The 22,787-nt window shown below is 66.4% G+C and carries 21 protein-coding genes; 11 read left to right on the top strand and 10 right to left on the bottom strand.

The genetic code is table 11. The annotated features are described in order from the left end of the window. The first annotated feature begins 268 nt into the window (after positions 1-268). From OCK02_RS23440 to OCK02_RS23430, 3 genes are all read left to right on the top strand, one after another. Positions 269-1,447, top strand: a complete 1,179-nt coding sequence (locus tag OCK02_RS23440; protein ID WP_263815109.1) for a low temperature requirement protein A — start codon at positions 269-271, stop codon at positions 1,445-1,447. A gap of 155 nt (positions 1,448-1,602) precedes the next feature. Beyond that, a complete protein-coding gene (locus OCK02_RS23435; RefSeq protein ID WP_263815112.1) occupies positions 1,603-3,555 on the top strand; it encodes an elongation factor G in 1,953 nt (650 codons plus the stop codon). Positions 3,556-3,768: 213 nt separating this feature from the next. Then, positions 3,769-4,191 (top strand): DUF4864 domain-containing protein, encoded by a 423-nt coding sequence (locus tag OCK02_RS23430; RefSeq protein ID WP_263815108.1) that lies wholly within the window; start codon positions 3,769-3,771, stop codon positions 4,189-4,191. An 80-nt stretch (positions 4,192-4,271) separates the two neighbouring features. Here OCK02_RS23430 and tgt read toward each other — a convergent pair whose 3' ends face one another. The 5 genes from tgt to coaD all read right to left on the bottom strand — a co-directional run bounded on the left by tgt (position 4,272) and on the right by coaD (position 8,229). Further along, positions 4,272-5,411 carry a tRNA guanosine(34) transglycosylase Tgt gene (gene tgt / locus OCK02_RS23425; protein WP_263815107.1) on the bottom strand — a complete coding sequence of 380 codons (1,140 nt, stop codon included), beginning with the start codon at positions 5,409-5,411 and terminating at the stop codon, positions 4,272-4,274. Further along, positions 5,408-6,493, bottom strand: a complete 1,086-nt coding sequence (gene queA, locus OCK02_RS23420; RefSeq protein WP_263815106.1) for a tRNA preQ1(34) S-adenosylmethionine ribosyltransferase-isomerase QueA — start codon at positions 6,491-6,493, stop codon at positions 5,408-5,410. Before queA ends, tgt begins: the two co-directional genes overlap by 4 nt. Positions 6,494-6,604: 111 nt before the next feature. Beyond that, on the bottom strand, positions 6,605-7,114 hold the full coding sequence (locus OCK02_RS23415; protein WP_230808231.1) for a peptidylprolyl isomerase: 510 nt from the start codon (positions 7,112-7,114) through the stop codon (positions 6,605-6,607). A gap of 25 nt (positions 7,115-7,139) precedes the next feature. After that, positions 7,140-7,709 (bottom strand): peptidylprolyl isomerase, encoded by a 570-nt coding sequence (locus tag OCK02_RS23410; protein WP_263815105.1) that lies wholly within the window; start codon positions 7,707-7,709, stop codon positions 7,140-7,142. A 25-nt stretch (positions 7,710-7,734) separates the two neighbouring features. Then, positions 7,735-8,229: a pantetheine-phosphate adenylyltransferase gene (gene coaD, locus OCK02_RS23405; protein ID WP_230808233.1), complete on the bottom strand. Its 495-nt coding sequence runs from the start codon at positions 8,227-8,229 to the stop codon at positions 7,735-7,737. Positions 8,230-8,477: 248 nt separating this feature from the next. Here coaD and OCK02_RS23400 point away from each other — a divergent pair, with 248 nt between their 5' ends. Together OCK02_RS23400 and OCK02_RS23395 are read left to right on the top strand one after the other, a co-directional pair. Further along, a complete protein-coding gene (locus OCK02_RS23400; protein ID WP_263815104.1) occupies positions 8,478-8,618 on the top strand; it encodes a hypothetical protein in 141 nt (46 codons plus the stop codon). 2 nt (positions 8,619-8,620) lie between these two features. Then, positions 8,621-8,761, top strand: a complete 141-nt coding sequence (locus OCK02_RS23395) for a hypothetical protein (RefSeq protein ID WP_230808235.1) — start codon at positions 8,621-8,623, stop codon at positions 8,759-8,761. Between the two features lie 179 nt (positions 8,762-8,940). Here the strand turns inward: OCK02_RS23395 and gyrA are convergent, their stop codons facing one another. Then, positions 8,941-11,763, bottom strand: coding sequence for a DNA gyrase subunit A (gene gyrA, locus OCK02_RS23390; RefSeq protein WP_263815103.1), 2,823 nt, complete (start codon positions 11,761-11,763; stop codon positions 8,941-8,943). Positions 11,764-12,002: 239 nt separating this feature from the next. Between gyrA and OCK02_RS23385 the strand changes: the two genes are divergently transcribed. Beyond that, positions 12,003-12,632: a MarC family protein gene (locus OCK02_RS23385; protein ID WP_263815102.1), complete on the top strand. Its 630-nt coding sequence runs from the start codon at positions 12,003-12,005 to the stop codon at positions 12,630-12,632. Between the two features lie 113 nt (positions 12,633-12,745). Next, positions 12,746-13,081, top strand: a complete 336-nt coding sequence (locus tag OCK02_RS23380; protein WP_230808238.1) for a hypothetical protein — start codon at positions 12,746-12,748, stop codon at positions 13,079-13,081. A gap of 34 nt (positions 13,082-13,115) precedes the next feature. Here the strand turns inward: OCK02_RS23380 and glcF are convergent, their stop codons facing one another. From glcF to OCK02_RS23365, 3 genes are all read right to left on the bottom strand, one after another. After that, on the bottom strand, positions 13,116-14,414 hold the full coding sequence (gene glcF, locus OCK02_RS23375; protein ID WP_263815101.1) for a glycolate oxidase subunit GlcF: 1,299 nt from the start codon (positions 14,412-14,414) through the stop codon (positions 13,116-13,118). A gap of 252 nt (positions 14,415-14,666) precedes the next feature. Beyond that, a complete protein-coding gene (locus tag OCK02_RS23370) occupies positions 14,667-15,857 on the bottom strand; it encodes an FAD-binding protein (protein WP_263815100.1) in 1,191 nt (396 codons plus the stop codon). After that, positions 15,854-17,290, bottom strand: a complete 1,437-nt coding sequence (locus OCK02_RS23365; protein ID WP_263815099.1) for an FAD-linked oxidase C-terminal domain-containing protein — start codon at positions 17,288-17,290, stop codon at positions 15,854-15,856. The genes OCK02_RS23370 and OCK02_RS23365 overlap by 4 nt, the downstream gene beginning before the upstream one ends. A gap of 108 nt (positions 17,291-17,398) precedes the next feature. On the opposite strand from OCK02_RS23365, the gene OCK02_RS23360 reads away from it, so the two are divergent. Further along, positions 17,399-18,301: a LysR family transcriptional regulator gene (locus tag OCK02_RS23360; protein ID WP_263815098.1), complete on the top strand. Its 903-nt coding sequence runs from the start codon at positions 17,399-17,401 to the stop codon at positions 18,299-18,301. A gap of 3 nt (positions 18,302-18,304) precedes the next feature. On the opposite strand, the gene OCK02_RS23355 is transcribed toward OCK02_RS23360, so the two are convergent. Continuing rightward, positions 18,305-19,582: a DUF3422 family protein gene (locus OCK02_RS23355; RefSeq protein ID WP_263815097.1), complete on the bottom strand. Its 1,278-nt coding sequence runs from the start codon at positions 19,580-19,582 to the stop codon at positions 18,305-18,307. 166 nt (positions 19,583-19,748) lie between these two features. Between OCK02_RS23355 and OCK02_RS23350 the strand changes: the two genes are divergently transcribed. The 3 genes from OCK02_RS23350 to OCK02_RS23340 all read left to right on the top strand — a co-directional run bounded on the left by OCK02_RS23350 (position 19,749) and on the right by OCK02_RS23340 (position 22,780). Beyond that, positions 19,749-20,558, top strand: coding sequence for a FadR/GntR family transcriptional regulator (locus OCK02_RS23350; protein WP_263815096.1), 810 nt, complete (start codon positions 19,749-19,751; stop codon positions 20,556-20,558). 145 nt (positions 20,559-20,703) lie between these two features. Continuing rightward, positions 20,704-21,213 (top strand): NUDIX hydrolase, encoded by a 510-nt coding sequence (locus OCK02_RS23345; protein WP_230808384.1) that lies wholly within the window; start codon positions 20,704-20,706, stop codon positions 21,211-21,213. 64 nt (positions 21,214-21,277) lie between these two features. Further along, positions 21,278-22,780 carry an inorganic phosphate transporter gene (locus OCK02_RS23340; protein WP_263815095.1) on the top strand — a complete coding sequence of 501 codons (1,503 nt, stop codon included), beginning with the start codon at positions 21,278-21,280 and terminating at the stop codon, positions 22,778-22,780. Positions 22,781-22,787: the final 7 nt, after the last annotated feature.

The raw sequence follows: 22,787 nt of genomic DNA, 5'->3' as shown, positions 1-22,787 counted from the left end.
GATCGGGGGCTGATCATCCGTGCCAGTGTCGCGTTTCTAACTGGCCGACAGCGTCGCAGCCCTATTCAGCTTTGACACTCTGTGTAGCCGGGTACATTCTATTTCCAAGTGCGACATGCCAATGATTTCTATACGCAATTGACCCTCGCCGATCGACCCGATAGCTCGCCAGTTCGGCCACCATCGTTCGACAATCTGATGCAGCGCATCAGCCCTTTCGTTCCCGGCGCCGGACAGGATAGCATGTCGGCGGCGAGCGGGAGGCTTCATGGCAGACGACAGGCGGTATTGGCTGCGCAAGGACGATGCGGAGGCTTCGAGCGCGAGCTTTCCCGAACTCTTTTTCGATCTCGTCTTCGTCTTCGCGCTGATCCAGCTGTCGGAGACGCTGGTGGAGGATTTCACCTTTGGCATTGCGAGCGAGGCCGTGCTGTTCATCCTGGCGCTCTGGTGGGTGTGGATCCATACGACCTGGGTGACCAATCTGCTCGATTCCGAGATCGTGCCGGTCAGGATCTTTCTGTTCGTACTGATGTTCCTCGGGATCGTGCTCGCGATCGCGCTTCCGAAGGCGTTCACCGACATGGGGCTCGTCTTCGCCCTCGCCTACTGCGCGATGCAACTCAGCCGTTCGCTCCTTGCCCTCTACGCGTTCCGCAATGGCGATCGCGCCGCCTTCACGACGTTCCTGCGCATCACCGCCTGGCTTGTGGTATCCGGTGCGCTGTGGGTTGCCGGCGGCCTGTCGGAGCCGCATCTGCGCGTGCTCTTCTGGGTGGCCGCGCTCGCCGTCGAATATATCGGCCCGGTGGCGCGCTACTGGCTGCCGTCGATCGGCGCAGCGCCGCCCGAGGCGCTCAAGGTCGATGGCGAGCATCTGGCCGAACGCTGTGCGCTCTTCGTCATCATCGCGCTCGGCGAGACGATCCTGACGACAGGCAAGAACGCCTCGGCGCATCTCGAAAATGCCGCGACTATGCCGGTCCTCGTGCTGGCCTTTCTCACCACCGTGCTGATGTGGTGGCTCTACTTCCACCACGGCCAGGAGAAGGCTGCCGAGAAGGCTGAGCAAACGAGCAGGCCGCAGGAAACCGCCCAACATCTCTTCACCTATGGCCACCTGCCGATCATCGCCGGCATCATCCTGACCGCCGTCGGTGAGGATTTCAGCCTCACCCATCCGTTCGAGAGCGGTTCGGCCAGCAGCGCCCTGGCGCTTCTCGGCGGCCCTGCCCTCTATCTCGCCGGCCTCGGCTGGATGCGGGCGGCTTCGTCGCGCATCGTCCCCTACGCCCATATCGCCGGCATCTCCCTGCTCGGCGTCACCTATCTGCTGGTGTCGAACACCACCAATTTCCTGATCCATCTGACGACGGTGGCCATCCTCTTCGGCGTGGCCGTCGGCGAGGCGGCGGCCGTCAAATGGTACGGCTCGCGCGCCGCCTGATGCCGCCCGCTGCGTAGGCTGCCGAAGACAGCATTGCGACCGGGCCCAGCTTGGGCCTTGAAAGAAAATGCGTTCCCCTCTCTGGCGCTTCCGTCCGCTTCGCGTCATCCTGTTGAAAGGAGAGAGTTGCGATGCTGGCAGAGGGAGGAATGCCGATGCGCTGCTTTGCCGTGGTCGGCCCGTCGCAGGCGGGCAAATCGACGCTCGTCGAAAAACTGGGCGCGCTGGAGGGCGGCGGCAAGAAGACCGCCACGCCGTCCGGATTGAACATATGCACCTTCGAATACGGCGGTGAAGCCTGGTGCGCGCTCGATACGCCGGGCTCGGTCGAGGCCATCGCCCATGCGCAGAACGCGCTGCTGGCCAGCGACGCCTGCATCCTGTGCGTTTCGCCGGCGCCGGAGGAAGCCGTCCTCGCCGCGCCCTATCTCAGGGTCATCGAGGCGTCCGGGACGCCCTGCATCATCTTCGTTAACCGGATCGACGAGCCGCGCGGCCGCATCCGCGACGTGATCGCGGCCCTCCAGGACTATGCCGGCCATACGCTCGTCCTCCGGCAGGTGCCGATCCGCGAGGGCGAGACGATCGTCGGCAGCGTCGATCTCATTTCCGAACGGGCCTGGCGCTACCGCGAGGGCCAGCCCTCCAATCTCGTCGCCCTGCCGAAGGACGTGACGGAGCGCGAACAGGAGGCGCGCACCGAGCTTCTCGAGCACCTTTCGGAGTTCGACGACTGGCTGCTGGAGGAACTGATCGAGGATCGCGAGCCGGACGGCGCCGCCCTCTATTCCATCGCCACCCGCATCCTGAAAGAAAACCGCATCACCCCCGTCTTCATCGGCTCGGCCGGCCACGGCAACGGCATGCAGCGGCTGATGAAGGCGCTGCGCCACGAGGCGCCGCCGGTCGAAGCCCTGCGCGACCGGCTCGCCGCGGCGGCGGGTGCCGACATTGCTGCCATGACCTTCCACGCCTTCCATCGCCAGAACATCGGCAAGACTGTGCTGGGCCGCGCGCTGGGCGAGATCAAACAGGCCGCGGCCCTCGGCGAAGGCGGTCTCGGCACGCTGCAGGATCCGATTGCCGCCCGCCCGGTCGCCAACGGCCAGCTTGCGCCGGGAGAGGTGTTCGCCTCGGTCAAGTCGGATCGCCTGCCCGTCCCTGCCCTGCTCGCGGTCGGGACCGCCTTCCCGCCGCCGGACTGGACGGCGCCACCCTCGCCCATGCTGGAGCGGATCCTCGTTCCGAACAACGAACGTGACGAGACCAAGCTGTCCTCGGCGCTCGCCAAGATCGCCGAGACAGACCGCGGCCTGCGCCTGTCGCAGGAGGAAGGCACCGGCGCCTATCTCATCAGCATCCAGGGCCTCCTGCATCTGCGCGAGGTCGCACGGACGCTCTCCGACGTCTTCCACATCGTCGTGGAGGACCAGCCGCCGAGCCCTGTCTATCGGGAGACGGTCTCGCGGCCGTCAGACGTCCACTACCGCCACCGCAAGCAGACGGGCGGCGCCGGCCAGTTCGCCGACGTCAAGCTCAGTGTCCATCCGAACGGCCGCGGCGACGGCTTCTCCTTTGCCGAGGTCGTCAAGGGCGGCGCGGTGCCGCGCAACTTTATCCCCGCCGTCGAGGCCGGCGCGCGCGAGGCCATGGACAAGGGACCGCTCGGCTTCGGCGTCATCGATGTCGGCGTGACCCTGACGGACGGCCAGCATCATGCCGTCGACAGTTCGGAGTATGCCTTCCGCACCGCGGCCAAGATGGGGGCGCGGCAGGCCATGGCACAGGCCGCGCCGGTGCTGATGCAGCCGATCGCCCGCGTCGAGATCCACATCCCCTCGGTCTATACCGGCGGGCTGGTGCAGATCGTGTCGGCGCTCAAGGGCCAGGTGCTCGGCTTCGACCGCGACGAGGCGGCTAAGGGCTGGGACACGTTCCGCGCCCTCATTCCCGCCAGCATGCTCGAGGACCTCGCCCGCTCGCTCCGCTCGGCCAGCCAGGGCATCGGCTACTTCTCCAAGGCGTTCGACCATTTCGAGGAGGTCTACGGCAAGGAGGCGGATGCGATCGTGGCAGCGCACGGGCAGCAGATGGCGCACGGCCAATGAAGCGGGGTGCGGGCGGCAACGGGCAGTTCGCCGCCATGCCGGCAATCTGGCACGCTGAATCTCAGGCTTCGCATTAGAATTGTTACAGATATAATTGATATTAAACCATAAATATCTGGACTTATCAGCCAGGAGCCCTCCTCCCACCTGCCTATGACCTCTTCCAAATCTCAGGATGTGCGCTAGCTTTGACAGACGGGATCGGAGCGCGCCATGAAGATCGTCCGGGCTGCCCTCGCAGTCTGCATGCTGCTGCTGCCGCCGGCAGGACCGGCCACGGCAGACGATCCGGTCCTGACCGTGCAGAAGGTGATCGCGGCGCAGATCGAGGCTTTTCTTGCCGACGATGCGGCGGCTGCCTACGCCTTCGCCTCCCCGGCCATCCGGCAGAAATTCCCCGACGAGACGTCCTTCTTCGACATGGTCAAACGCGGTTATGCGCCCGTCTATCGCCCCGGCAATTTCGCCTTCGGTCGCAGCAGGGTCGCAGACGACACCGTCCTGCAGGAAGTCCTGATCAACGGCAGCGACGGCAAGGACTGGACCGCCGTCTACCAGGTCGTGCGCCAGCCCGATGGCAGCTACAGGATCAACGGCGTGCACATGATGCGCTCGGTGGCGGGGCCGGACATCTGAGCGGCCCCATATCCGAACCTGTTATTTAAGAAACCAACTTATCCTACTGTTTTTATAAAACACTCGTAGAATAATCGGTGTCAGGCGTTCTTCTTCGCTTCCGCCTCGCCGCGCGCCCAGCCGTCCTGCGTCTCCGCCATGAAGTCGCCGTAGCGGCCCGCTTCGATGGCAGCGCGGATGCCGGCCATCAGTTCCTGGTAGTAGGCGAGGTTGCTCCAGGTCAAAAGCATGCCGCCGAGCGATTCGTTGGCGCGCACGAGGTGGTGCAGGTAGGCGCGCGAGTAGTCGCGGGTCGCCGGGCAGGCCGACTGCTCGTCGAGCGGACGCATGTCCTCGGCATGGCGGGCGTTGCGGATATTGATGCGGCCGTGGCGGGTGAAGGCCAGGCCGTGGCGGCCGGAGCGGGTCGGCATCACGCAGTCGAACATGTCGATGCCGTGGGCGACGGATTTCAGGATATCGTCCGGCGTGCCGACGCCCATCAGGTAGCGCGGCTTTTCGTATGGCAGGTGCGGACAGGTGGTGTCGATCATCTCGAGCATGACGGCCTGTGGCTCGCCGACGGCCAGACCGCCGATCGCATAGCCCTTGAGGTCGAGGCCGGAAAGCGCCTGCGCCGAGCGCACGCGCAGCTCCGCGATGTCGCCGCCCTGGACGATGCCGAACATCGCCTTGCCCGGCTGGTCGCCGAAGGCCACCTTGCAGCGCTCGGCCCAGCGGTAGGACATCTCCATCGCCCGCTCGATCTCTTTCGGTTCCGCGGGCAGGCGCACGCATTCGTCGAGCTGCATCTGGATGTCGCTGTCGAGCAGGCCCTGGATCTCGATCGAGCGCTCCGGCGACATGTGGTGCAGCGAGCCGTCGACATGGCTCTTGAAGGTGACGCCCTGCTCGTCGAGCTTGCGCAGACCGGAGAGCGACATCACCTGGAAGCCGCCGGAATCGGTCAGGATCGGCCAGGGCCAGCGGATCAGCTCGTGCAGGCCGCCGAGGCGGGCGACGCGTTCTGCGCCCGGGCGCAGCATCAGGTGATAGGTGTTGCCGAGGATGATGTCGGCGCCGAGGTCGCGCACCTGGTCCAGATACATCGCCTTGACGGTGCCGACCGTGCCGACCGGCATGAAGGCCGGCGTGCGGATCGTACCGCGCGGCATGGAGACTTCGCCGCGCCGCGCCTTGCCGTCAGTCGCAAGCAGCTTGAATTCGAAGCGTTCGGTCATGGTTCTTTCCGGAAGAGCAGGCTGGCGTCGCCATAGGAGTAGAAGCGGTAGCCGGTCTCGATGGCGTGCGCATAGGCCGCCCGCATCGTCTCCAGCCCGCTGAAGGCAGAGACGAGCATGAACAGCGTCGACTTCGGCAGATGAAAATTGGTCATCAGCACGTCGGCAGTGCGAAACCGGTAGCCCGGCGTGATGAAGATGCCGGTGGCGCCCGACCAGGGCTCGATCGTGCCGTCGTCGCGCGCCGCACTTTCGAGCAGACGGAGCGAGGTTGTTCCGACACAGACGATCCGACCGCCGCGTGCCCGCACGGCGTTCAGCGCCTCTGCCGTCCGCCTCGAAACATAACCGATCTCCTGGTGCATGACGTGGTCGTCGGTATCGTCGGCCTTGACCGGCAGGAACGTCCCCGCCCCCACATGCAGCGTCACGAAATGGCGCTCGACGCCCTTACGATCAAGCGCCTCGAACAGCGCCTCGGTGAAGTGGAGGCCGGCCGTGGGCGCGGCGACGGCGCCCTCCTCGCGGGCGTAGATCGTCTGGTAGTCGCGGCGGTCGTCGGCGTCGTCCTCGCGCTTGGAGGCGATATAGGGCGGCAGCGGGATGTGGCCGACCGCGGCGATCGCCTCGTCGAGGATGGGTCCGGACAGATCGAAGCGCAGCGTCACCTCGCCGCCCTCGCCCTTCTCCTCCACGATCGCATCGAGCGCGCCGAGCAGGCAGGCGTTGCCGCCGTGGCCGAAGGCGATGCGGTCGCCGACCTTGATCCGCTTGCCGGGCCGGGCGAACGCCTTCCAGCGATCGGCGGCGATGCGCATGTGCAGCGTGGCGGAGACCTGCTGGCCGCCTGCCCCTTCGCGATGGCGGATGCCTTCCAGTTGCGCCGGGATCACGCGGGTATCGTTGAAGACCAGGGCGTCGCCCGCCTGCAGGAAGTCCGGCAGGTCGCCGACATGGCGATCCTCGAAGAGCCGGGCTTCGCCGGGACGGACGACGAGCAGCCGCGCCGCCTCGCGCGGGGTCACCGGGCGTAGGGCGATCCGCTCCTCGGGGAGCTCGAAGTCGAACAGGTCAATGCGCATCGGAACTAGGATCTTCGGGTTCGTCGTGGCGATAAACCATTTCGGCGAAAAAGGGAAACCCGCCCCGGCGCCTGCGCGCATACGGAGCGGGTTTCCGGCACGCTGCAGCGATCAGGCGTCGGCTGCGACCTTCATCGAGACGATGGTGTCGGGATCCTTCACCGGTTCGCCGCGCTTGATCTTGTCGATGTTGTCCATGCCGTCGATGACCTGGCCCCAGACCGAGTACTGCTTGTTCAGCCAGGGGGCGTCGGTGAAGCAGATGAAGAACTGCGAGTTGGCCGAGTTCGGCATCTGGCTGCGGGCCATCGAGCAGGTGCCGCGGACGTGGCTCATGTTCGAGAATTCGGCCTTCAGGTCCGGCTTTTCCGAGCCGCCCATGCCGGCGCGGGCGGGATTGAAGTCCTTGCCGCCGGTCTTGCCGTACTGGACGTCGCCGGTCTGGGCCATGAAGTCCTCGATGACGCGGTGGAACACGACGCCGTCATAGGCGCCCTCACGCGTCAGCTCCTTGATGCGGGCGACGTGACCGGGGGCGAGATCCGGCAGAAGCTGGATGACGACCTTGCCCTTCGAGGTCTCCATGATGATGGTGTTTTCCGGATCCTTGATCTCGGCCATGGTCTTTCTCCTTGGTTTGGAAGGCTTACTTTCCGACGGTGACCTTGATCATCCGGTCGGGCTCGGTGACGGCGCCGTTGTTGGCATCGTCGCCGCGCTTGATCTTGTCGACGTTCTCCATGCCTTCGACCACCTGGCCGACGACCGTGTACTGGCCGTTCAGGAAATCGCCGGGGGCGAACATGATGAAGAACTGCGAATTGGCGGAGTTCGGGTCCTGGGCGCGCGCCATGCCGACCGTGCCGCGCACGAAGGGTACGTCGGAGAACTCGGCCGGCAGGTTCGGCTCCGAGGAGCCGCCGGTGCCGGCAGCCGAGGCTTCGAAGCCCTGCTCCATGTCGCCGTACTGGACGTCGCCGGTCTGCGCCATGAAGCCGTCGATGACGCGGTGGAAGGCGACGTTGTCGTATTCGCCCTTCTCCGCCAGCGCCTTGAGGCGCTCGACATGCTTGGGCGCGACATCCGGACGCAGCTCGACGACGACCGGGCCGTCCTTCAGCTGGATCGTCAGGTATTCCTTCGCCTGGGCCCAGGCGCTGCCGCTGGCGGTAGCAAGAAGGAGGGCGCCGGCAAGGGCGTACTTGAAGAGTTTCATGGTCACTCCGTTTCGTTGAAATGGATCAGGTGCGCCTGCGCGCCTTCAACGCTGCATCGACGACCCTGGGAACAAAGGCGCTGACGTCACCGCCCATTCCCGCGATCTGACGAACCAATGTGGCGGTTATGGGTCGCGATGCAACCCCCGCAGGCAGGAATACGGTCTGGACGTCCGGTGCCATCTGCTGGTTCATGCCGGCCATCTGCATCTCGTAGTCGAGATCGGTACCGTCGCGCAGGCCCCGGATCAGGAGGTGCGCGGCATGGGACCTGGCCGCATCGACCACCAGCTTGTCGAAGGAAACCACGGTGACGTCGGCGGCGCGCGCGGGCAGCGCCTCGGCGATCGCCTGCCGGATCAGGTCGGCGCGCTCATCGAAGGAGAACAGCGGCGTCTTGCCGGGATGGATGCCGATCGCGACCACCACCTTCGGCGCAATGTTCAACGCCTGCACAAGCACGTCGAGGTGCCCGTTGGTGATCGGGTCGAAGGAACCCGGATAGAAGGCGACGGCCATGGCGTTTTCCCGTTTTGGCGCGTTGTGTCACGCGGCAGAGCCATAAGCAAGAGAGCGGCCTGCCGAAGCCGCCGGTGTCCCCGTCAAACTGACGGGCGCTATGCCACCGACGCGAGATGCAGGACCGGTCGGCCGCGCACGGCTTCGATGTCCATATAGGTGATCGGGAACAAATGTCGAAGCAGCGGCGTTCTGGTTGCAAGTTCAATCAAGGGAATGCGTTTTCCGATCGGAAAAGGAAAAGCACCATGGCACTCGCACTACTCTGCATGACGATGTTCGTCCTCCTGACCACGGCCAGCATGCGGGCCACCCGCCGCGAAGCGCGCCGGAGCTCCCTTGCGGCCAGCCCGCGCGGCAAGTGGATCCGCACCCACCGGGAGGCCTGATCATGACCGCCGTGATGATGTTCTTCGCCATCCTGATCAGCATGATCTTCACCATCGACTTTTCGCGGACCATCCTGGCGCTGCGCCAGGAACGGGTCGCGATCAGGGCGATGCGACGGAAAGCAGGCGGCTTCGACGTGTAAGGCGCAAGGCCGGTTTCCGGAAAGAAGGCAACACCGGAGCCCGTCCTCGCCGCACCTCCCCTTGCCGCCGTCCTCGCAGGCGCTTTCCCCTCAAGCGACCTGCATGAAGAAAGGCCGGCGCCCCGCGCCGGCCTTTCCCTATCTATCGCCAAGTCATTGCCGCCCGGTGACGGTCGTCCCTATTCGGGCGTCTCGCCCCCGTCGGTCGAAGGCGGAGCCATCCCGGCTTCCGTACCTTCCACACCATTGCCTTCCACGCCGTCACCCTCGACGCCGTTGCCGTCGAGTTCGTCCTCGCCGTCCGGCTCGCTGATGCGCTCGACGGAGACGACCTTCTCATCCTTGGCGGTGGAGAAGATGGTCACGCCCTTGGTGGCGCGGCTGGCGATGCGAATGCCGTTGACCGGCACCCGGATCAGCTGGCCGCCGTCCGAGACCAGCATCAGCTGGTCGCCGTCGTCGACCGGGAAGGCTGCGACCAGATCGCCGATCTCGGCGGTCTTGGAGGTGTCGGTGGCGCGGATGCCCTTGCCGCCGCGGCCGGAGGTGCGGAAGTCGTAGGAGGACGACCGCTTGCCGAAGCCCTTCTCGGAGACGGTCAGCACGAACTGCTCGCGCGTCTTCAGCTCCTCGTAGCGATCATCGGAAAGCTGCCCCTCCTCGGTGACCTCCTCGCCGACCAGCGCGATCTCCTCGGCCTCGCCGCCGGCAGCCCGGCGTTCGGCGGCGGAGCGCTTCAGGTAGGCGGCGCGCTCCCAGGGTTCGGCGTCGACGTGGCTGACGATCGTCATCGAGATGATGCGGTCGCCCTGGCCCATCGAGATGCCGCGCACGCCGACCGAGTTGCGGCCGGCGAAGACGCGAACGTCGTCGACCGGGAAGCGGATGCACTGGCCGAGCGCCGTCGTCAGCAGCACGTCGTCCTGGTCGGTGCAGGTCTCAACCGAGAGGATCTCGTCGCCCTCGTCCTCCAGCTTCATCGCGATCTTGCCGTTACGGTTGACCTGGACGAAGTCGGACAGCTTGTTGCGCCGGACGGTGCCGCGCGTGGTCGAGAACATCACGTCGAGGTTCGCCCAGGTGCTCTCGTCCTCGGGCAGCGGCATGATGGTGGTAATCCGCTCGCCGGGCTCGATCGGCAGCATGTTGATCAGCGCCTTGCCCTTGGACTGCGGCGTGCCGATCGGCAGGCGCCAGACCTTCTCCTTGTAGACGATGCCGCGCGATGAGAAGAACAGCACCGGCGTATGCGTGTTGGCCACGAACAGCCGCGTGACGAAGTCCTCGTCGCGCGTCGCCATGCCCGAGCGGCCCTTGCCGCCGCGGCGCTGGGCGCGATAGGTCGCAAGCGGCACGCGCTTGACGTAGCCGGCATGCGAAACGGTGACCACCATGTCCTCGGGGGCAATCAGGTCCTCGTCGTCCATGTCCGGGCCGAAATCGGCGATCTCGGTGCGGCGCGGCGTACCGAACTCGTCGCGGATCGCAATCATCTCGTCCTTGACGATCGCCTGGATGCGCAGGCGCGAGCCGAGGATGTCGAGATAGTCGCGGATCTCCTCGCCGATCTTGTTCAGCTCCTCGTCGATCTCGTCGCGGCCGAGCGCCGTCAGGCGGGCAAGGCGCAGCTCGAGGATCGCGCGCGCCTGCTCCTCGGAGAGGTTGTAGGTGCCGTCGTCGTTGATGCGGTGGCGCGGATCGTCGATCAGGCGGATCAGCGCATCGACGTCCTTGGCCGGCCAGCGCCGCTCCATCAGCTGCTCGCGCGCCGTCTGGGGATCGGGCGCGCGGCGGATGAGGCTGATGACCTCGTCGATGTTGGCGACCGCGATCGCGAGACCGACGAGCACGTGGGCGCGGTCACGCGCCTTGCGCAGCAGGTACTTGGTGCGGCGGGAGACGACCTCCTCGCGGAAGGAGACGAAGGCGCGCAGCATGTCGAGCAGCGCCATCTGCTCGGGCTTGCCGCCGTTCAGCGCCACCATGTTGCAGCCGAACGAGGTCTGCAGCGGCGTGTAGCGGTAAAGCTGGTTGAGCACCACGTCAGCATTGGCGTCGCGCTTCAGTTCAATGACGACGCGGTAGCCCTCGCGGTCGGACTCGTCGCGCAGGTCCGAGATGCCCTCGATGCGCTTCTCGCGCACCAGTTCGGCCATCTTCTCGATCATCGACGCCTTGTTCACCTGGTAGGGGATCTCGGTGATGATGATCTGCTCGCGGTCGCCGCGCATCGGCTCGACGCGGGCGACGCCGCGCATGATGACCGAGCCGCGGCCGGTCTCGTAGGCCTGGCGGATGCCGGCGCGGCCGAGGATCATGGCGCCGGTCGGGAAGTCGGGGCCCGGGATGATCTGCATCAGGTCCGGCAGCTCGATCGCCGGATTGTCGATCAGCGCCACGCAGCCGTTGATGACTTCCGACAGGTTGTGCGGCGGGATGTTGGTCGCCATGCCGACGGCGATGCCGCCGGCGCCGTTGACGAGCAGGTTCGGAAACTTCGCCGGAAGGACCGTCGGCTCCTGGATTGTGCCGTCGTAGTTGTCGCGGAAGTTGACCGTCTCCTTGTCGAGATCGTCCAGCAGCGAATGCGCGGCCTTCTCGAGGCGGCATTCCGTGTAGCGCTGGGCGGCCGGTGGATCGCCGTCGACGGAGCCGAAATTGCCCTGACCGTCGATCAGCGGCAGCCGCAGCGACCAGTCCTGCGCCAGGCGCGCCAGCGCGTCGTAGATCGCACTATCGCCGTGCGGATGGTACTTACCCATCACGTCGCCGGTGACGCGCGCGCACTTGACGTATTTTTTGTTCCAGTCGATCCCCATCTCGCCCATGCTGAAGAGGATGCGCCGGTGCACCGGCTTCATGCCGTCGCGCACATCGGGCAGCGCGCGGCTCACGATCACGCTCATCGCGTAATCGAGATAGGACCGCTGCATTTCCTCGATGATCGAAATCGGCTCAATGCCGGGAGGGGTCTTGCCGCCGGGAGTGGTTTGCTCTGTCAATGTCTGTCACGATCTTTGTTCGGAATCAGTCGCGGAATTTATAGCCTAACGGCTTGAACTGCGCCAATTTTGCGGGAAGTTTTGAACAGTCTTTTGCCAGAAATCCGCCAATTGCCGCAATTTGATGGCGGCTTTCGACGGCGCCCGCCGCCCGCCCTTCCCTTCCCCGCGTCTGTCGCCTAACAATGGCGCAAAGCGCATCGCCAGTATGCGCATGAACCGGCACAGGGGATCGCCGCATGTACGATTGGAATCTGGTCGTCAATGCCATGGCGACCTTGCTGGTGACGCTGGACCCGCCCGGGCTTGCGCCGATCTTCCTGGGGCTCACCGTCGGCATGAACCGCTCGGAGCGGACCCAGGTCGCGTTCCGCGGCTCCATCATCGCCTTTGCCATCCTTGCGGCCTTCGCCCTGTTCGGGGCCGGAATCCTTGGCGTACTTGGCATATCCATGGCCGCATTCCGCATCGCGGGCGGCCTGCTCCTCTTCTTCATCGCCTTCGAGATGGTGTTCGAGCGCCGGCAGGAACGGAAGAAGAAGACCTCGGAGGTGGCCGTCACCAAGGATCACATCCGCAACATCGCCGTCTTTCCGCTGGCCCTGCCGCTGATCGCGGGGCCCGGCGCCATTTCGGCGACGCTGCTTCTGGCGGGTTCGATGTCCTCGCCTGTCGGACGGGTGGCCCTGATCGGTGTCATTGCGCTCTGCGTCGCCATCGTGTTCGTGACGCTCTATGTCGCCGAAAGGATCGACCGCTACCTCGGCGTCACCGGACGGGCGATCCTGACGCGGCTCCTCGGCGTCATCCTCGCAGCCCTTGCCGTGCAGTTCGTCGTCGACGGCACCCGTGCCGCCTTCGTCATCTGACGGACCGGGTCGCGACGGACGCGTCGCAAAATAAGTGTTGGCGCCATGCCACTCCTGATTGCAAGTCGGTCACGCCGTTGATACGGACGATCTGCGCAATCGGAGATAGAGCCATGAACCGCACCCGCATCCTGACACTCATGCTTTCCGTCGGCCTCCTCGCGGGCTGTGCGCCCACCGAAAGGGAGTACGAGGCCCTCGTCACGACACTGCAGGGCAGTGCGAAGGCCCGGCAACTCGCGGTCAGCGAATGCACGAAGGGCTTTTCCACCAGCCAGAAGCGTGCAGCCGCCGTCATCATCGACAGCACGGAAAAGAATGCCGCCCGCTTGGCGTGCACCCGGGCCGTCGAGGCCATGCGGTCCGGCCGGCTCACCTATGCCGATGCCGTCGACATGAAGAGGGGCAAGTTCACGCCGAAGCTGGTCAAGATCGTCCAGGGACGATAGGCGCTCCGGTCCCCCGGCGGCGCCCCGAAGCCGATCACGCGAGCAGCGCCGGCTTCTCTCCACCATAGGCCCAGTCCAGAAGCTCGATTGTGTGCAGGATCGGCACGTCGGTTCCCGTGGCGATCTGGGTGATGCAGCCGATGTTGCCGGTGGCGATCACGTCGGGCTTGGTCGCTTCGAGGTTCTTCACCTTGCGCGCCTTCAGCTTCGCCGAGATCTCCGGCTGCATGATGTTGTAGGTGCCGGCCGAGCCGCAGCAGAGGTGGCCCTCGGCCGGATCGCGGACGGTGAAGCCGGCAGCCTTCAGCAGCGTCTTCGGCAGCTGGGTGATCTTCTGGCCGTGCTGCATCGAGCAGGCGGAGTGATAGGTGACGGTCACCTGCTTCGTCTCCTGCTGCGGCAGGTCGAGGGTGGCGAGATATTCCGTGACGTCCTTCGCCAGCGCCGAGACGCGCGCTGCCTTTTCCGCATAGTCCGGATCGAGGCGCAGCATGAAGCCGTAGTCCTTGATGGTGGTGCCGCAGCCCGACGCCGTGACGATGACCGCGTCGAGCCCGCCGTTCTCGACCTCGCGCAGCCAGACGTCGACATTGCGGCGCGCCGATTGCAGCGCCTGCTCCTCGCGGCCCATGTGGTGGACGAGCGAACCGCAGCAGACTTCGCCGGCCGGCGCGACCACCTCGACGCCGAGGCGGGTCAGGAGCCTGATCGTCGCCTCGTTGATCCCGGGCTCCAGCACCGGCTGCGCACAGCCGGACAGGATCGCCACGCGGCCGCGCCGGGTACCTGTCGGCGGATGTGTGCCCGGGCGGGCACTCGACGAGGGCTTGGGGACGCGGCGCGGGGCCAGGTCCAGCATGGCGGCGAAGGGCTCGAGCCCCCTCACCTTCCGCAGCAGCCCAGCGAAGGGCCGGCCGAGGGAGGCGGCATGGAGGGCCAGCCGGAAGCGGCCGGGATAAGGCAGTACCGCCGCCAGCAGGTTGCGGATCATCCGTTCCCGGAACGGGCGCCGGTAGGTGTTTTCGATGTGCACCCGCGCGTGATCGACCAGATGCATATAGTCGACGCCGGAGGGACAGGTGGTCGTGCAGGCGAGGCAGGAAAGGCAGCGGTCGATATGGGTAACCACCTGCTCGTCGGCCGCGCGGCCGTTCTCCAGCATGTCCTTGATCAGGTAGATGCGCCCGCGCGGACTGTCGAGCTCGTTGCCGAGGGTGACATAGGTCGGACAGGTGGCCGTGCAGAAGCCGCAATGGACGCATTTGCGCAGGATCTTCTCCGACGTCGCAACATGCGGATCAGCGAGCTGTTCGGCGGTGAAATTGGTCTGCATCAGGCCGAACCCTCTGTCTGTGTCGTGTCATGGGGATCGGCAAGGAAAGTCCCCTCCCCAACCCCTCCCCACAAGGGGGAGGGACTTGTCGTGCCGCACCGCTCCAGGTTCTGCAGCAAGGTTGCACCTGGCGCCGACGACCCGTTTGCCGAGGCCGTTCGGCAGTCTAGCCCCTCCCCCTTGTGGGGAGGGGTTGGGGAGGGGTTCCTGTCCACCGAAGAAGAGAAGAAGCTCCAGGCCATCATCGCCCCCTCACCGCCCCGCCGGAAACAGACCGGCCGGATCGAACTTCTCCTTGATCCGCGCGGTCAGCGCCTCGATCGCCTCGGCCTGCGGCTGCAGCACCGGCGTTGCTGCCATGGCAGCCGCTGATGCGCGCAGCAGCGTCGCGTGGCCGCCACCGAGCGCCTTGATGTAGCGGCGGACGAGTTCGGCCTCCGGATCGGCCTCCATCCGCAGCCAGACGAGGCCACCCTGCCAGTCGTAATAGGCGTCCGCGCCCGTCTCCAGGCGCAGGGCGGCGACGAGTTGGTGGCCGACGGTCGGGGCGACGGAGACGCGCCAGAGCGGGCGCGCCGTACCGTCGGCATAGGGCTGGACGTCGCGGATCTCGCGCCAGAGCTGCGCTGTCGCGCCGGCGTCCAGCACTGACACCGCACCGAACGGTGCCATGACGGAGGAAAGCTTCCCGGCACGGGCCGAGACCGAAGCCGCCAGCCCCTCGAGCCGAAGCACGGTCGCTGCCCCGTCCGGCAACCGTCCACCGAGGACGCGGCCGCGCACGCTTTCGGGCAGGTGAGCGGCGCCGGAAACCTCGACCGTCATCGACATGGCGGTCGCCATGGCGGCTGCGGCCTCCGCGTCGTTCAGGCCGGAGACGACGATCGTTGTCGCATCCCCGGGCACCGGCAGCAGCCGGAAGGTGACCTCGGTGAGGAAGGCGAGCGTGCCGCGCGAGCCGGCGAGCAGCTTCGAAAGGTCGAGACCGGTGACGTTCTTCATCACCCGTCCGCCCGCCTTGACGATCCCGCCCGCGCCGTTGACGAAACGGACGCCGAGGAGGCTGTCTCGGGCGGCGCCGGCGACGAAGCGGCGGGGACCGGAAGCGTTGGTGGCGAAGACCCCGCCGATGGTCGGGATGCCACCGGTGCCGAGCGCGGGGCGCAGGTCGAGCGGCTCGAAGGCGAGCATCTGGCGGTGCCTTGCGAGCGCGGCCGTGATGTCCTCGAGCGGGGTGCCGGCCTTGGCCGTCATCGTCATCTCGGCCGGATTGTAGGCGACGATGCCGGAGAGGTTGGCCGAGGACAGGATATCGCGGCCGCCGGCCTGGGCCAGCGTGCGCGTCCCGCCGCCGCGGATCTGCAGGGGGCTCCCGGCCGCCGCGGCGGACAGGATGATCCGCGCGGCGGCGTCTTCGGAGAGAGGATCGTGGATGACGCTCATGCCGCCGGTCGCCCTTCCAGCGGGAAGACCTTGGACGGGTTCAGGATCCACTGCGGATCGAAGGCGGCGCGCACCGCCATCTGCTGGGCGAGATCGGCCTCGGCATACTGGTGGCGCATCAGGTCGCGCTTCTCGATGCCGACCCCGTGCTCGCCGGTCAGGCAGCCGCCGGCATCGACGCAGAGCTTGAGGATCTCGTTGCCCGCCTCCTCGGCGCGGGCGGCATCCTCCGGATCGTTGGCGTTGAAGAGGATCAGCGGGTGCATGTTGCCGTCGCCGGCGTGGAAGACGTTGGCGACGCGCAGGCCGTGGCGCTCGACGATCTCGGCGGTGCCGCGCAGCACGTTCGGCAGTTGGCTGAGCGGCACGGTGCCGTCCATGCAGATATAGTCGGCGATGCGGCCGGTGGCGCCGAAGGCGGACTTGCGGCCCTTCCAGATCAGCGCCGCCTGGGTGGCCGACTGACTTTCCTTGACCACCTTCACCCCGTGACGCCGGGCGATGTCGATGATCGCACGCAGCATGTCGTCCATCTCGGCCTCGGAGCCCTCGACCTCGACGATCAGCAACGCCTCGACGTCGCTCGGGTAGCCGGCGCCGGCAAAGGCTTCGCAGATGGTGATCGCCGGCCTATCCATGAACTCGATCGCGACAGGGATGATGCCGGCTGCGATGATGTCGGCGACGCAGGCGCCGGCTTCCTCCGAACTGTCGAAGCCGAACAGCACCGGGCGGGCGCCTTCAGGCTTGGCGATCAGGCGCACCGTCGCTTCGGTGACAATGCCGAGCTGCCCCTCGGAGCCGCAGACGAGGCCGAGCAGGTCCAGCCCCGGCGCGTCGAGCGCCTTGCCGCCGAGTTCGACCACCGTGCCGTCGACGAGCACCAGCTTGACGCCCAGCAGGTTGTTCGTCGTCACGCCGTATTTCAGGCAATGGGCACCGCCGGAGTTCATGCCGATATTGCCGCCGATCGTACAGGCGAGCTGGGAGCTCGGATCGGGTGCGTAGAAGTATCCGTCGGCGGAGACGGCATCCGAAATCGCAAGATTGGTGACGCCCGCCTGCACGGTGGCGCTGCGGTTGGCATAGTCGACATCGAGGATGCGCGACATCTTGGAGAGGCCGAGCACGACGGCGTCCTCCTGCGGGATCGCGCCGCCGGACAGCGAAGTGCCGGCGCCGCGGGGAACGACGGGGATGGCGTAGCGATGGCAGTATTTCATCACTGCTGCGACCTGCGCCGTCGTCTCGGGCAGAGCGACCGCCAGCGGCACCCGGCGGTAGGAGACGAAGGCGTCGGTCTCGAAGGGGACCAGTTCGCGCGGCTCGTGCACGAGGCAGCCCTCGGGCAACAGATCCGCCAGGTCGGCGACGATCTCGCGCCGTCGCGACAGCACCGCCGCCCTCGGCGGCAGAAAGCCGATCTGCTCCATCGCGAAGCCTCCCCCGATTCCAGAATTGGTCTTTTTTGTTTACCACTTTGCACATGCCCAGGCAAATGCTAAGCACCTTTTCCACTAGGGCGAAAATGGACCGCATTTGTGACGGACCTCGGTGATCTGGACATATTCTCGCGCGTCGTCGCCACCGGCAGCATGTCGGCCGCGGGGCGGATGCTGGGCCTGTCGCCGGCGGTCGTTTCCAAGCGAATCAAGCGGCTGGAGGAAAGGCTCGGCACGCGGCTCCTCCAGCGCACCACCCGGCAGATCTCGCTGACGGAAGCCGGCCAGGGCTTTCACGAGCGCATCGTCGCCATCCTTGCCGGCATCGAGGATGCGGAAGCCTTCGTCTCCGGCCGCGCGTCGGCGATGAAGGGGAGTTTGCGGATCTCCGCGCCCACATCCTTCGGGCGGATGCACATCGCCCCGCATCTGAACGGCTTCATGGAGGCCAATCCGGAACTCGTCGTCAACCTCGTCCTGACCGACGATTTCTCCGACATCGTCGGCGATGGTTTCGATCTCGCGATCCGGATCGGCGAACTGCAGGATTCCTCGCTCGTCGCCCGCAGGCTCGCCCCGGTCCGGCGCGTGCTCGCCGCCGCGCCCTCCTATCTGGAGCGCCGCGGCACGCCGCAATCGATCGGCGACCTTGCCGCCCACGTCTGCATCCCGCCGCACAGCCAGGACGCTTGGCGACTGGAGGGGCCGGACGGAACGGTGATCTACCGGCCGCAGGGAATGCTCGTCACCAATTCCAGCGAAGTGGTGCGCGAGGCGGTGATCGCCGGCATGGGGATCGCGCTCCGCTCGACCTGGGACATCGGCGCCGAGCTCAGCGACGGCCGGCTGGTGCAGGTGCTGCCGCAATACGAGGGCTCGCGCAACGTCGTGCTCTCGGCGATCTATGCCAGCCGGCAGTTCCTGCCCGCCAAGGTTCGCGTCTTCATCGATTATCTGGCCGAGCTCTACGGCCCGACACCCTACTGGGAGCACGCCCTTTAAGGTTCAATGCGCGTCCTCCTCCGCATGCCTCCGGCGGATCGCGCGGACCAGCAGCCACATGCCGAAGACGACGACCGGGACCGACAGGCCCGTCAGCGTCTCCGGCTTGGCCGGGAGGCCGAGGTCGTGCAGCGCCTTGGCGACATAGCCGAACAGGCCGACCACGTAGTAGGAGATCGCCGCGACCGACAGGCCCTCGACCGTCTGCTGCAGGCGCAATTGCAGCTTCGCGCGGCGGTCCATCGAGTTCAGCAGCGTCGCGTTCAACTGCTCCAGTTCCACGTCGATCCAGCTGCGCAGGAGCGAGGTCGCCCGGGCGAGCTTGCGCGACAGGTTGGCCTGGCGCTCCTCGATGGACTGGCAGGTGCGCATCGCCGGCGCGAGGCGGCGCTCGAGGAAGAAGCCGAGCGTCTCGTGGCCGGGGATCGCCACCTCCGCCAGCGTGCGGACGCGCTCCTGCACGATGCCGTAATAGGCGCGGCTGGCGCCGAAGCGGTAGAGGCTGAGCGCGGCATTGGCTTCGAGCTCGGCGGCGAGCCGGGTGATCTCGGCAAGCATCGAATCGGCCTCGTCGCGCGCATGCTGCTTCATCCGCTGGGTCACGGCCGTCAGCCCGTCCTCGATGCGGCGGATCTCCGGCGAGAGCGACTGGGCGAGCGGCAGGCCCATCATGGCGAGCGTCCGGTAGGTCTCGATGTCGAGCAGGCGCTGCACCAGCGCGCCGCGGCCGGCGGGCGTCATGCCGCGGTCGATGACGAGGATCTGCGTCAGCCCGTCGCCATTCTGGCGGAAGTCGGTGACGATCGTTGCCTGCCCGTCCTTGACGTCGCTGTAGCAGAGGCTGGTGGGGTCGAAGACGCCGATCGCCTCGCGCGTCTCGGGCGTGTCGGGGCGAAGCTCCAGGCGGATACCGGCGATCAGCGTGCCGGGCGGGGAGAAGCTGTCACCGAAGGGATGGACGGGCACCACCTCGCCGAATTTCGCAGGCGCCGGACTGTCCCAGAAATAGGTCGAGAACTCGGTATGGCGCTCCCAGCGCAGCGTCCCCTGCCCCCAGCCCATGGCGTGGTGGTTGGCGTCGCGCGCCGGCGGCGATACCCCGCGCGAACGCGACAGTTCCGCCAGCACCGCATGATCGACCGCAGTCCCCCCTTCGGTCAAAAACGCCAGCTGGAAGATCACGCGCGGCGAGGCCACCAGCGTATAGGGCCTTGCGTGGATCTCGCCGAGCGCCTGCGCGCGCTGGGCCGCCGGCGGAAACGCGAAGCTTCCGTTCTTCATCTCCGCATCGTCCCCTCCTAGCGCATGCTTGTCTCTTCAGCTTAAACGACAATTCAGCGCTGCAAAGAGCGCATCGGGCGCATCCCTCATGATTTTGCGGGCCTATCATCTTTTGGCTGCTGGACAAGTTTATTGACCAGTTACCGGCGGCTGCTATCCTCAGCGCATGGAAAGCGTCCCGACCCGCCCCGATTTCGATCTCTTCGCGCGCGTCAGCCACAGCCGCACGGCGGACGAGGTCGTGCGACAGATCGAGCTTCTGCTGCTCGAAGGCATCCTGCGCGACGGCGACCGGCTGCCGGGCGAGCGCGAGCTTTCGCAGCGCCTCGACGTCTCCCGCCCGATCCTGCGCGCAGCGCTGAAGGAACTGGAGACGCGTGGCCTGCTCGTCAGCCACCACGGCGGCGGCACCTACGTGACCGACATCATCGGCCAGGTCTTTTCCAGGCCCGTGGTCGAGCTGATCGCCCGCCACCAGCGCGCCACGATCGACTACCTGGAGTATCGCCGCGCACTGGAGGGCATCACCGCGGAGCTTGCCGCGCAAAGGGCGACGGACTTCGACCGGAAGATGCTGGTCGGCATCCTCGAGGACATGCGCCGGGCGCATGCGAGCGGCCGGTTCGAGGACGAGCTTGCCGCCGATGTCGACCTGCACAACGCCATCGGCGAGGCGGCGCACAACATCATCCTGCTGCACACGCTGCGCTCCTGCTACCGGCTATTGGAACAGGGGATCTTCTTCCACCGCCATCTCGTCTTCGCCTCCGAAGAGGCGCGGCTGCAGCTTCTCCGGCAGCACGAGGCGATCTGCGAGGCGATCATCGGCGGCGATCCGGCCGCGGCGAAGGCGGCCGCACAGGCGCATATCGACCATATCGCCGGCGCGATCCGCGAGGCGGAGCGGACCGGCGAATGGCAGCGCATCTCCCAGTTGCGGATGCAGCAGCGCAACGCCTCCGCAAAAAGCGTGTAGCGCCACCGCCATTTGGCCCATATTTGTCGCTATCGCAGGGCCTTCGCCCACCGCGGCCGGTTTACAGGGCTGCAAAAGCTTTCATACTTCGATCGAGACGGAACCCGAATCAGCCCGCGTGAGGCTGGAAGGAATGAAAAAGAAATTGAACCTTGTGCACCGTATAGCCAGCGACGTGAGTCTGATGTTCCGGCGGCCTGCGCGCCTGCAGTATGCAGCGCTGTGCTACCGGCACAGGAAGAAGCTCGACGCGCTCGAGGTGCTGCTGATCACCAGCCGCGACACGGGCCGCTGGGTCATCCCGAAAGGCTGGCCGATGCAGGGCCGGGAGTCCTATGCCGTGGCCGAGCGCGAGGCCTACGAGGAGGCCGGCGTCAAGGGCAAGGTGCACAAGGAACCGGTCGGCTACTACATGTATGAAAAGGGGCTGGCGCAGGGGATGACGGTGCCCTGCAAGGTGCATGTCTATGCGCTGGAGGTCGACGACCTCTGCAAGAACTTTCCCGAAAAGGACGAACGCCGGCTGGAATGGGTCAGTCCGTCCGAGGCCGCCGAGCGCGTGGCCGAACCCGGCCTGAAGTCCCTGCTCGTCCATTTCGAGCGGGACTGGAAGGCCCGGCACCAGGCTGCGCCTGCGAAAAATGCGCGGGCCTGATCGCCCCATCTTATTGCTCTCGCGATCCTGAGGCATTAGTGCCACCGTGACGCTGGAGCATCGGATGGAAAATACCCCCAAGCGGCTGGGCAAGCCGACACTCGACAAGGATCTCGACAAGCTGACGCGGGTCGAGGCGGCGACGCAGTTCGTGTCGCGGGGGCTGATCGCGCCGGGGATCGGCTTCATCTTCTTGGCGCTCGCCATGATCGTCGCCGGTTCCTATGTGATCGACCAGCCGGGGGCTGCCATCGTCGTCGCCGGCGCGGCACTCGCAGCCTACATGGCCATGAACATCGGCGCCAACGACGTCGCCAACAATGTCAGCCCCGCCGTCGGCTCGGGCGCGCTGACGATGGCCGCGGCACTGGTGATCGCGGCCATCTTCGAGACGCTGGGGGCGGTGTTCGCCGGCGGCGATGTCGTCTCCACCATCTCCGAGGGGATCGTCGCGCCTACCTCGATGCCGGCTGCGACGCTCGTCTGGGCCATGCTCGCCGCACTGCTCGCGGCCGCCGTCTGGATCAACGTCGCGACCTGGATCGGCGCGCCGATCTCGACCACGCATGCCATCGTCGGCGCCGTCATGGGTGTCGGGATCACCGCCGCCGGCCCGGAATCGGTCAACTGGAGGCTGATGTCGGGCATTGCGACGAGCTGGGTGGTGTCGCCGCTGCTCGGCGGGGTCGTGGCGGCCGGGACGCTGTACTTCATCAAGGAAACGATCATCTACCGCGACGACAAGATCGAGGCGGCGCGGCGGTGGGTGCCGGTACTGATCGCGATCATGAGCGGCAGCTTCGCCGCCTATCTGGTGTTCAGCCCGCTCGACCACGTTCTGGGCCTCGGGCTCGTCGCCTGCCTTCTGGTCGGGCTTGCCATCGGCGGACTGACCTATGCGGCAAGCGTGCCGGTGATCGCCCGGCAATCGGTCGGACTGGAAAACCGCAACCAGTCGCTGCGCAAGCTGTTCCGCGTGCCGCTGATCGTCTCCGCTGCACTGCTCTCCTTTGCCCACGGCGCCAACGACGTGGCGAACGCCATCGGGCCGCTCGCCGCCATCGTGCATGCCACCCGCACCATGGAGACGGGGTTCGACAGCGTCGTGCCGCAATGGGTGATGCTGATCGGCGCGCTCGGCATTTCGCTCGGACTGCTGCTCTACGGGCCGAAACTGATCGACCTCGTCGGCAAGGAAATCACCAAGCTCAATCCGATGCGGGCCTATTGCGTGGCGCTCTCGGCCGCCGCGACGGTCCTTTTGGCCTCCGCCTTCGGAATGCCGGTCAGCTCAACGCATATCGCTGTCGGCTCGGTCTTCGGCGTCGGCCTCCTGCGCGAATGGTACACGAAGAATTCCCCGCGCCGCCTCGAATACATCCGCCGGCGTGGCGGCATCGTCGGCCCGGAGGACATGGAGGAGCGCAACCCGTACGAGATCAGGCGGCGCCGGCTGGTGCGCCGCTCGCATTTCATGACCATCATCGCGGCCTGGATCGTCACCGTGCCGGTCACGGCGATCGTGGCGGCCATCCTGTTCGCCATCCTCCACGCCCTGTTCGGCTGACCGGAGA

This window comes from Rhizobium sp. TRM96647 (assembly GCF_025780115.1).
GTDB lineage: Bacteria > Pseudomonadota > Alphaproteobacteria > Rhizobiales > Rhizobiaceae > Mycoplana.
This window is presented reverse-complemented; position numbering and strand designations above follow the sequence as displayed.

Excerpts from the sequence above, each read along its gene's own strand:
- OCK02_RS23440 (WP_263815109.1), top strand. The coding sequence starts at position 269 with ATGGCAGACGACAGGCGGTATTGGCTGCGCAAGGACGATGCGGAGGCT.
- OCK02_RS23435 (WP_263815112.1), top strand. The coding sequence starts at position 1,603 with ATGCGCTGCTTTGCCGTGGTCGGCCCGTCGCAGGCGGGCAAATCGACG.
- OCK02_RS23430 (WP_263815108.1), top strand. The coding sequence starts at position 3,769 with ATGAAGATCGTCCGGGCTGCCCTCGCAGTCTGCATGCTGCTGCTGCCG.
- tgt (WP_263815107.1), bottom strand. The coding sequence starts at position 5,411 with ATGACCGAACGCTTCGAATTCAAGCTGCTTGCGACTGACGGCAAGGCG.
- queA (WP_263815106.1), bottom strand. The coding sequence starts at position 6,493 with ATGCGCATTGACCTGTTCGACTTCGAGCTCCCCGAGGAGCGGATCGCC.
- OCK02_RS23415 (WP_230808231.1), bottom strand. The coding sequence starts at position 7,114 with ATGGCCGAGATCAAGGATCCGGAAAACACCATCATCATGGAGACCTCG.
- OCK02_RS23410 (WP_263815105.1), bottom strand. The coding sequence starts at position 7,709 with ATGAAACTCTTCAAGTACGCCCTTGCCGGCGCCCTCCTTCTTGCTACC.
- coaD (WP_230808233.1), bottom strand. The coding sequence starts at position 8,229 with ATGGCCGTCGCCTTCTATCCGGGTTCCTTCGACCCGATCACCAACGGG.
- OCK02_RS23400 (WP_263815104.1), top strand. The coding sequence starts at position 8,478 with ATGGCACTCGCACTACTCTGCATGACGATGTTCGTCCTCCTGACCACG.
- OCK02_RS23395 (WP_230808235.1), top strand. The coding sequence starts at position 8,621 with ATGACCGCCGTGATGATGTTCTTCGCCATCCTGATCAGCATGATCTTC.
- OCK02_RS23385 (WP_263815102.1), top strand. The coding sequence starts at position 12,003 with ATGTACGATTGGAATCTGGTCGTCAATGCCATGGCGACCTTGCTGGTG.
- OCK02_RS23380 (WP_230808238.1), top strand. The coding sequence starts at position 12,746 with ATGAACCGCACCCGCATCCTGACACTCATGCTTTCCGTCGGCCTCCTC.
- glcF (WP_263815101.1), bottom strand. The coding sequence starts at position 14,414 with ATGCAGACCAATTTCACCGCCGAACAGCTCGCTGATCCGCATGTTGCG.
- OCK02_RS23370 (WP_263815100.1), bottom strand. The coding sequence starts at position 15,857 with ATGAGCGTCATCCACGATCCTCTCTCCGAAGACGCCGCCGCGCGGATC.
- OCK02_RS23365 (WP_263815099.1), bottom strand. The coding sequence starts at position 17,290 with ATGGAGCAGATCGGCTTTCTGCCGCCGAGGGCGGCGGTGCTGTCGCGA.
- OCK02_RS23355 (WP_263815097.1), bottom strand. The coding sequence starts at position 19,582 with ATGAAGAACGGAAGCTTCGCGTTTCCGCCGGCGGCCCAGCGCGCGCAG.
- OCK02_RS23350 (WP_263815096.1), top strand. The coding sequence starts at position 19,749 with ATGGAAAGCGTCCCGACCCGCCCCGATTTCGATCTCTTCGCGCGCGTC.
- OCK02_RS23340 (WP_263815095.1), top strand. The coding sequence starts at position 21,278 with ATGGAAAATACCCCCAAGCGGCTGGGCAAGCCGACACTCGACAAGGAT.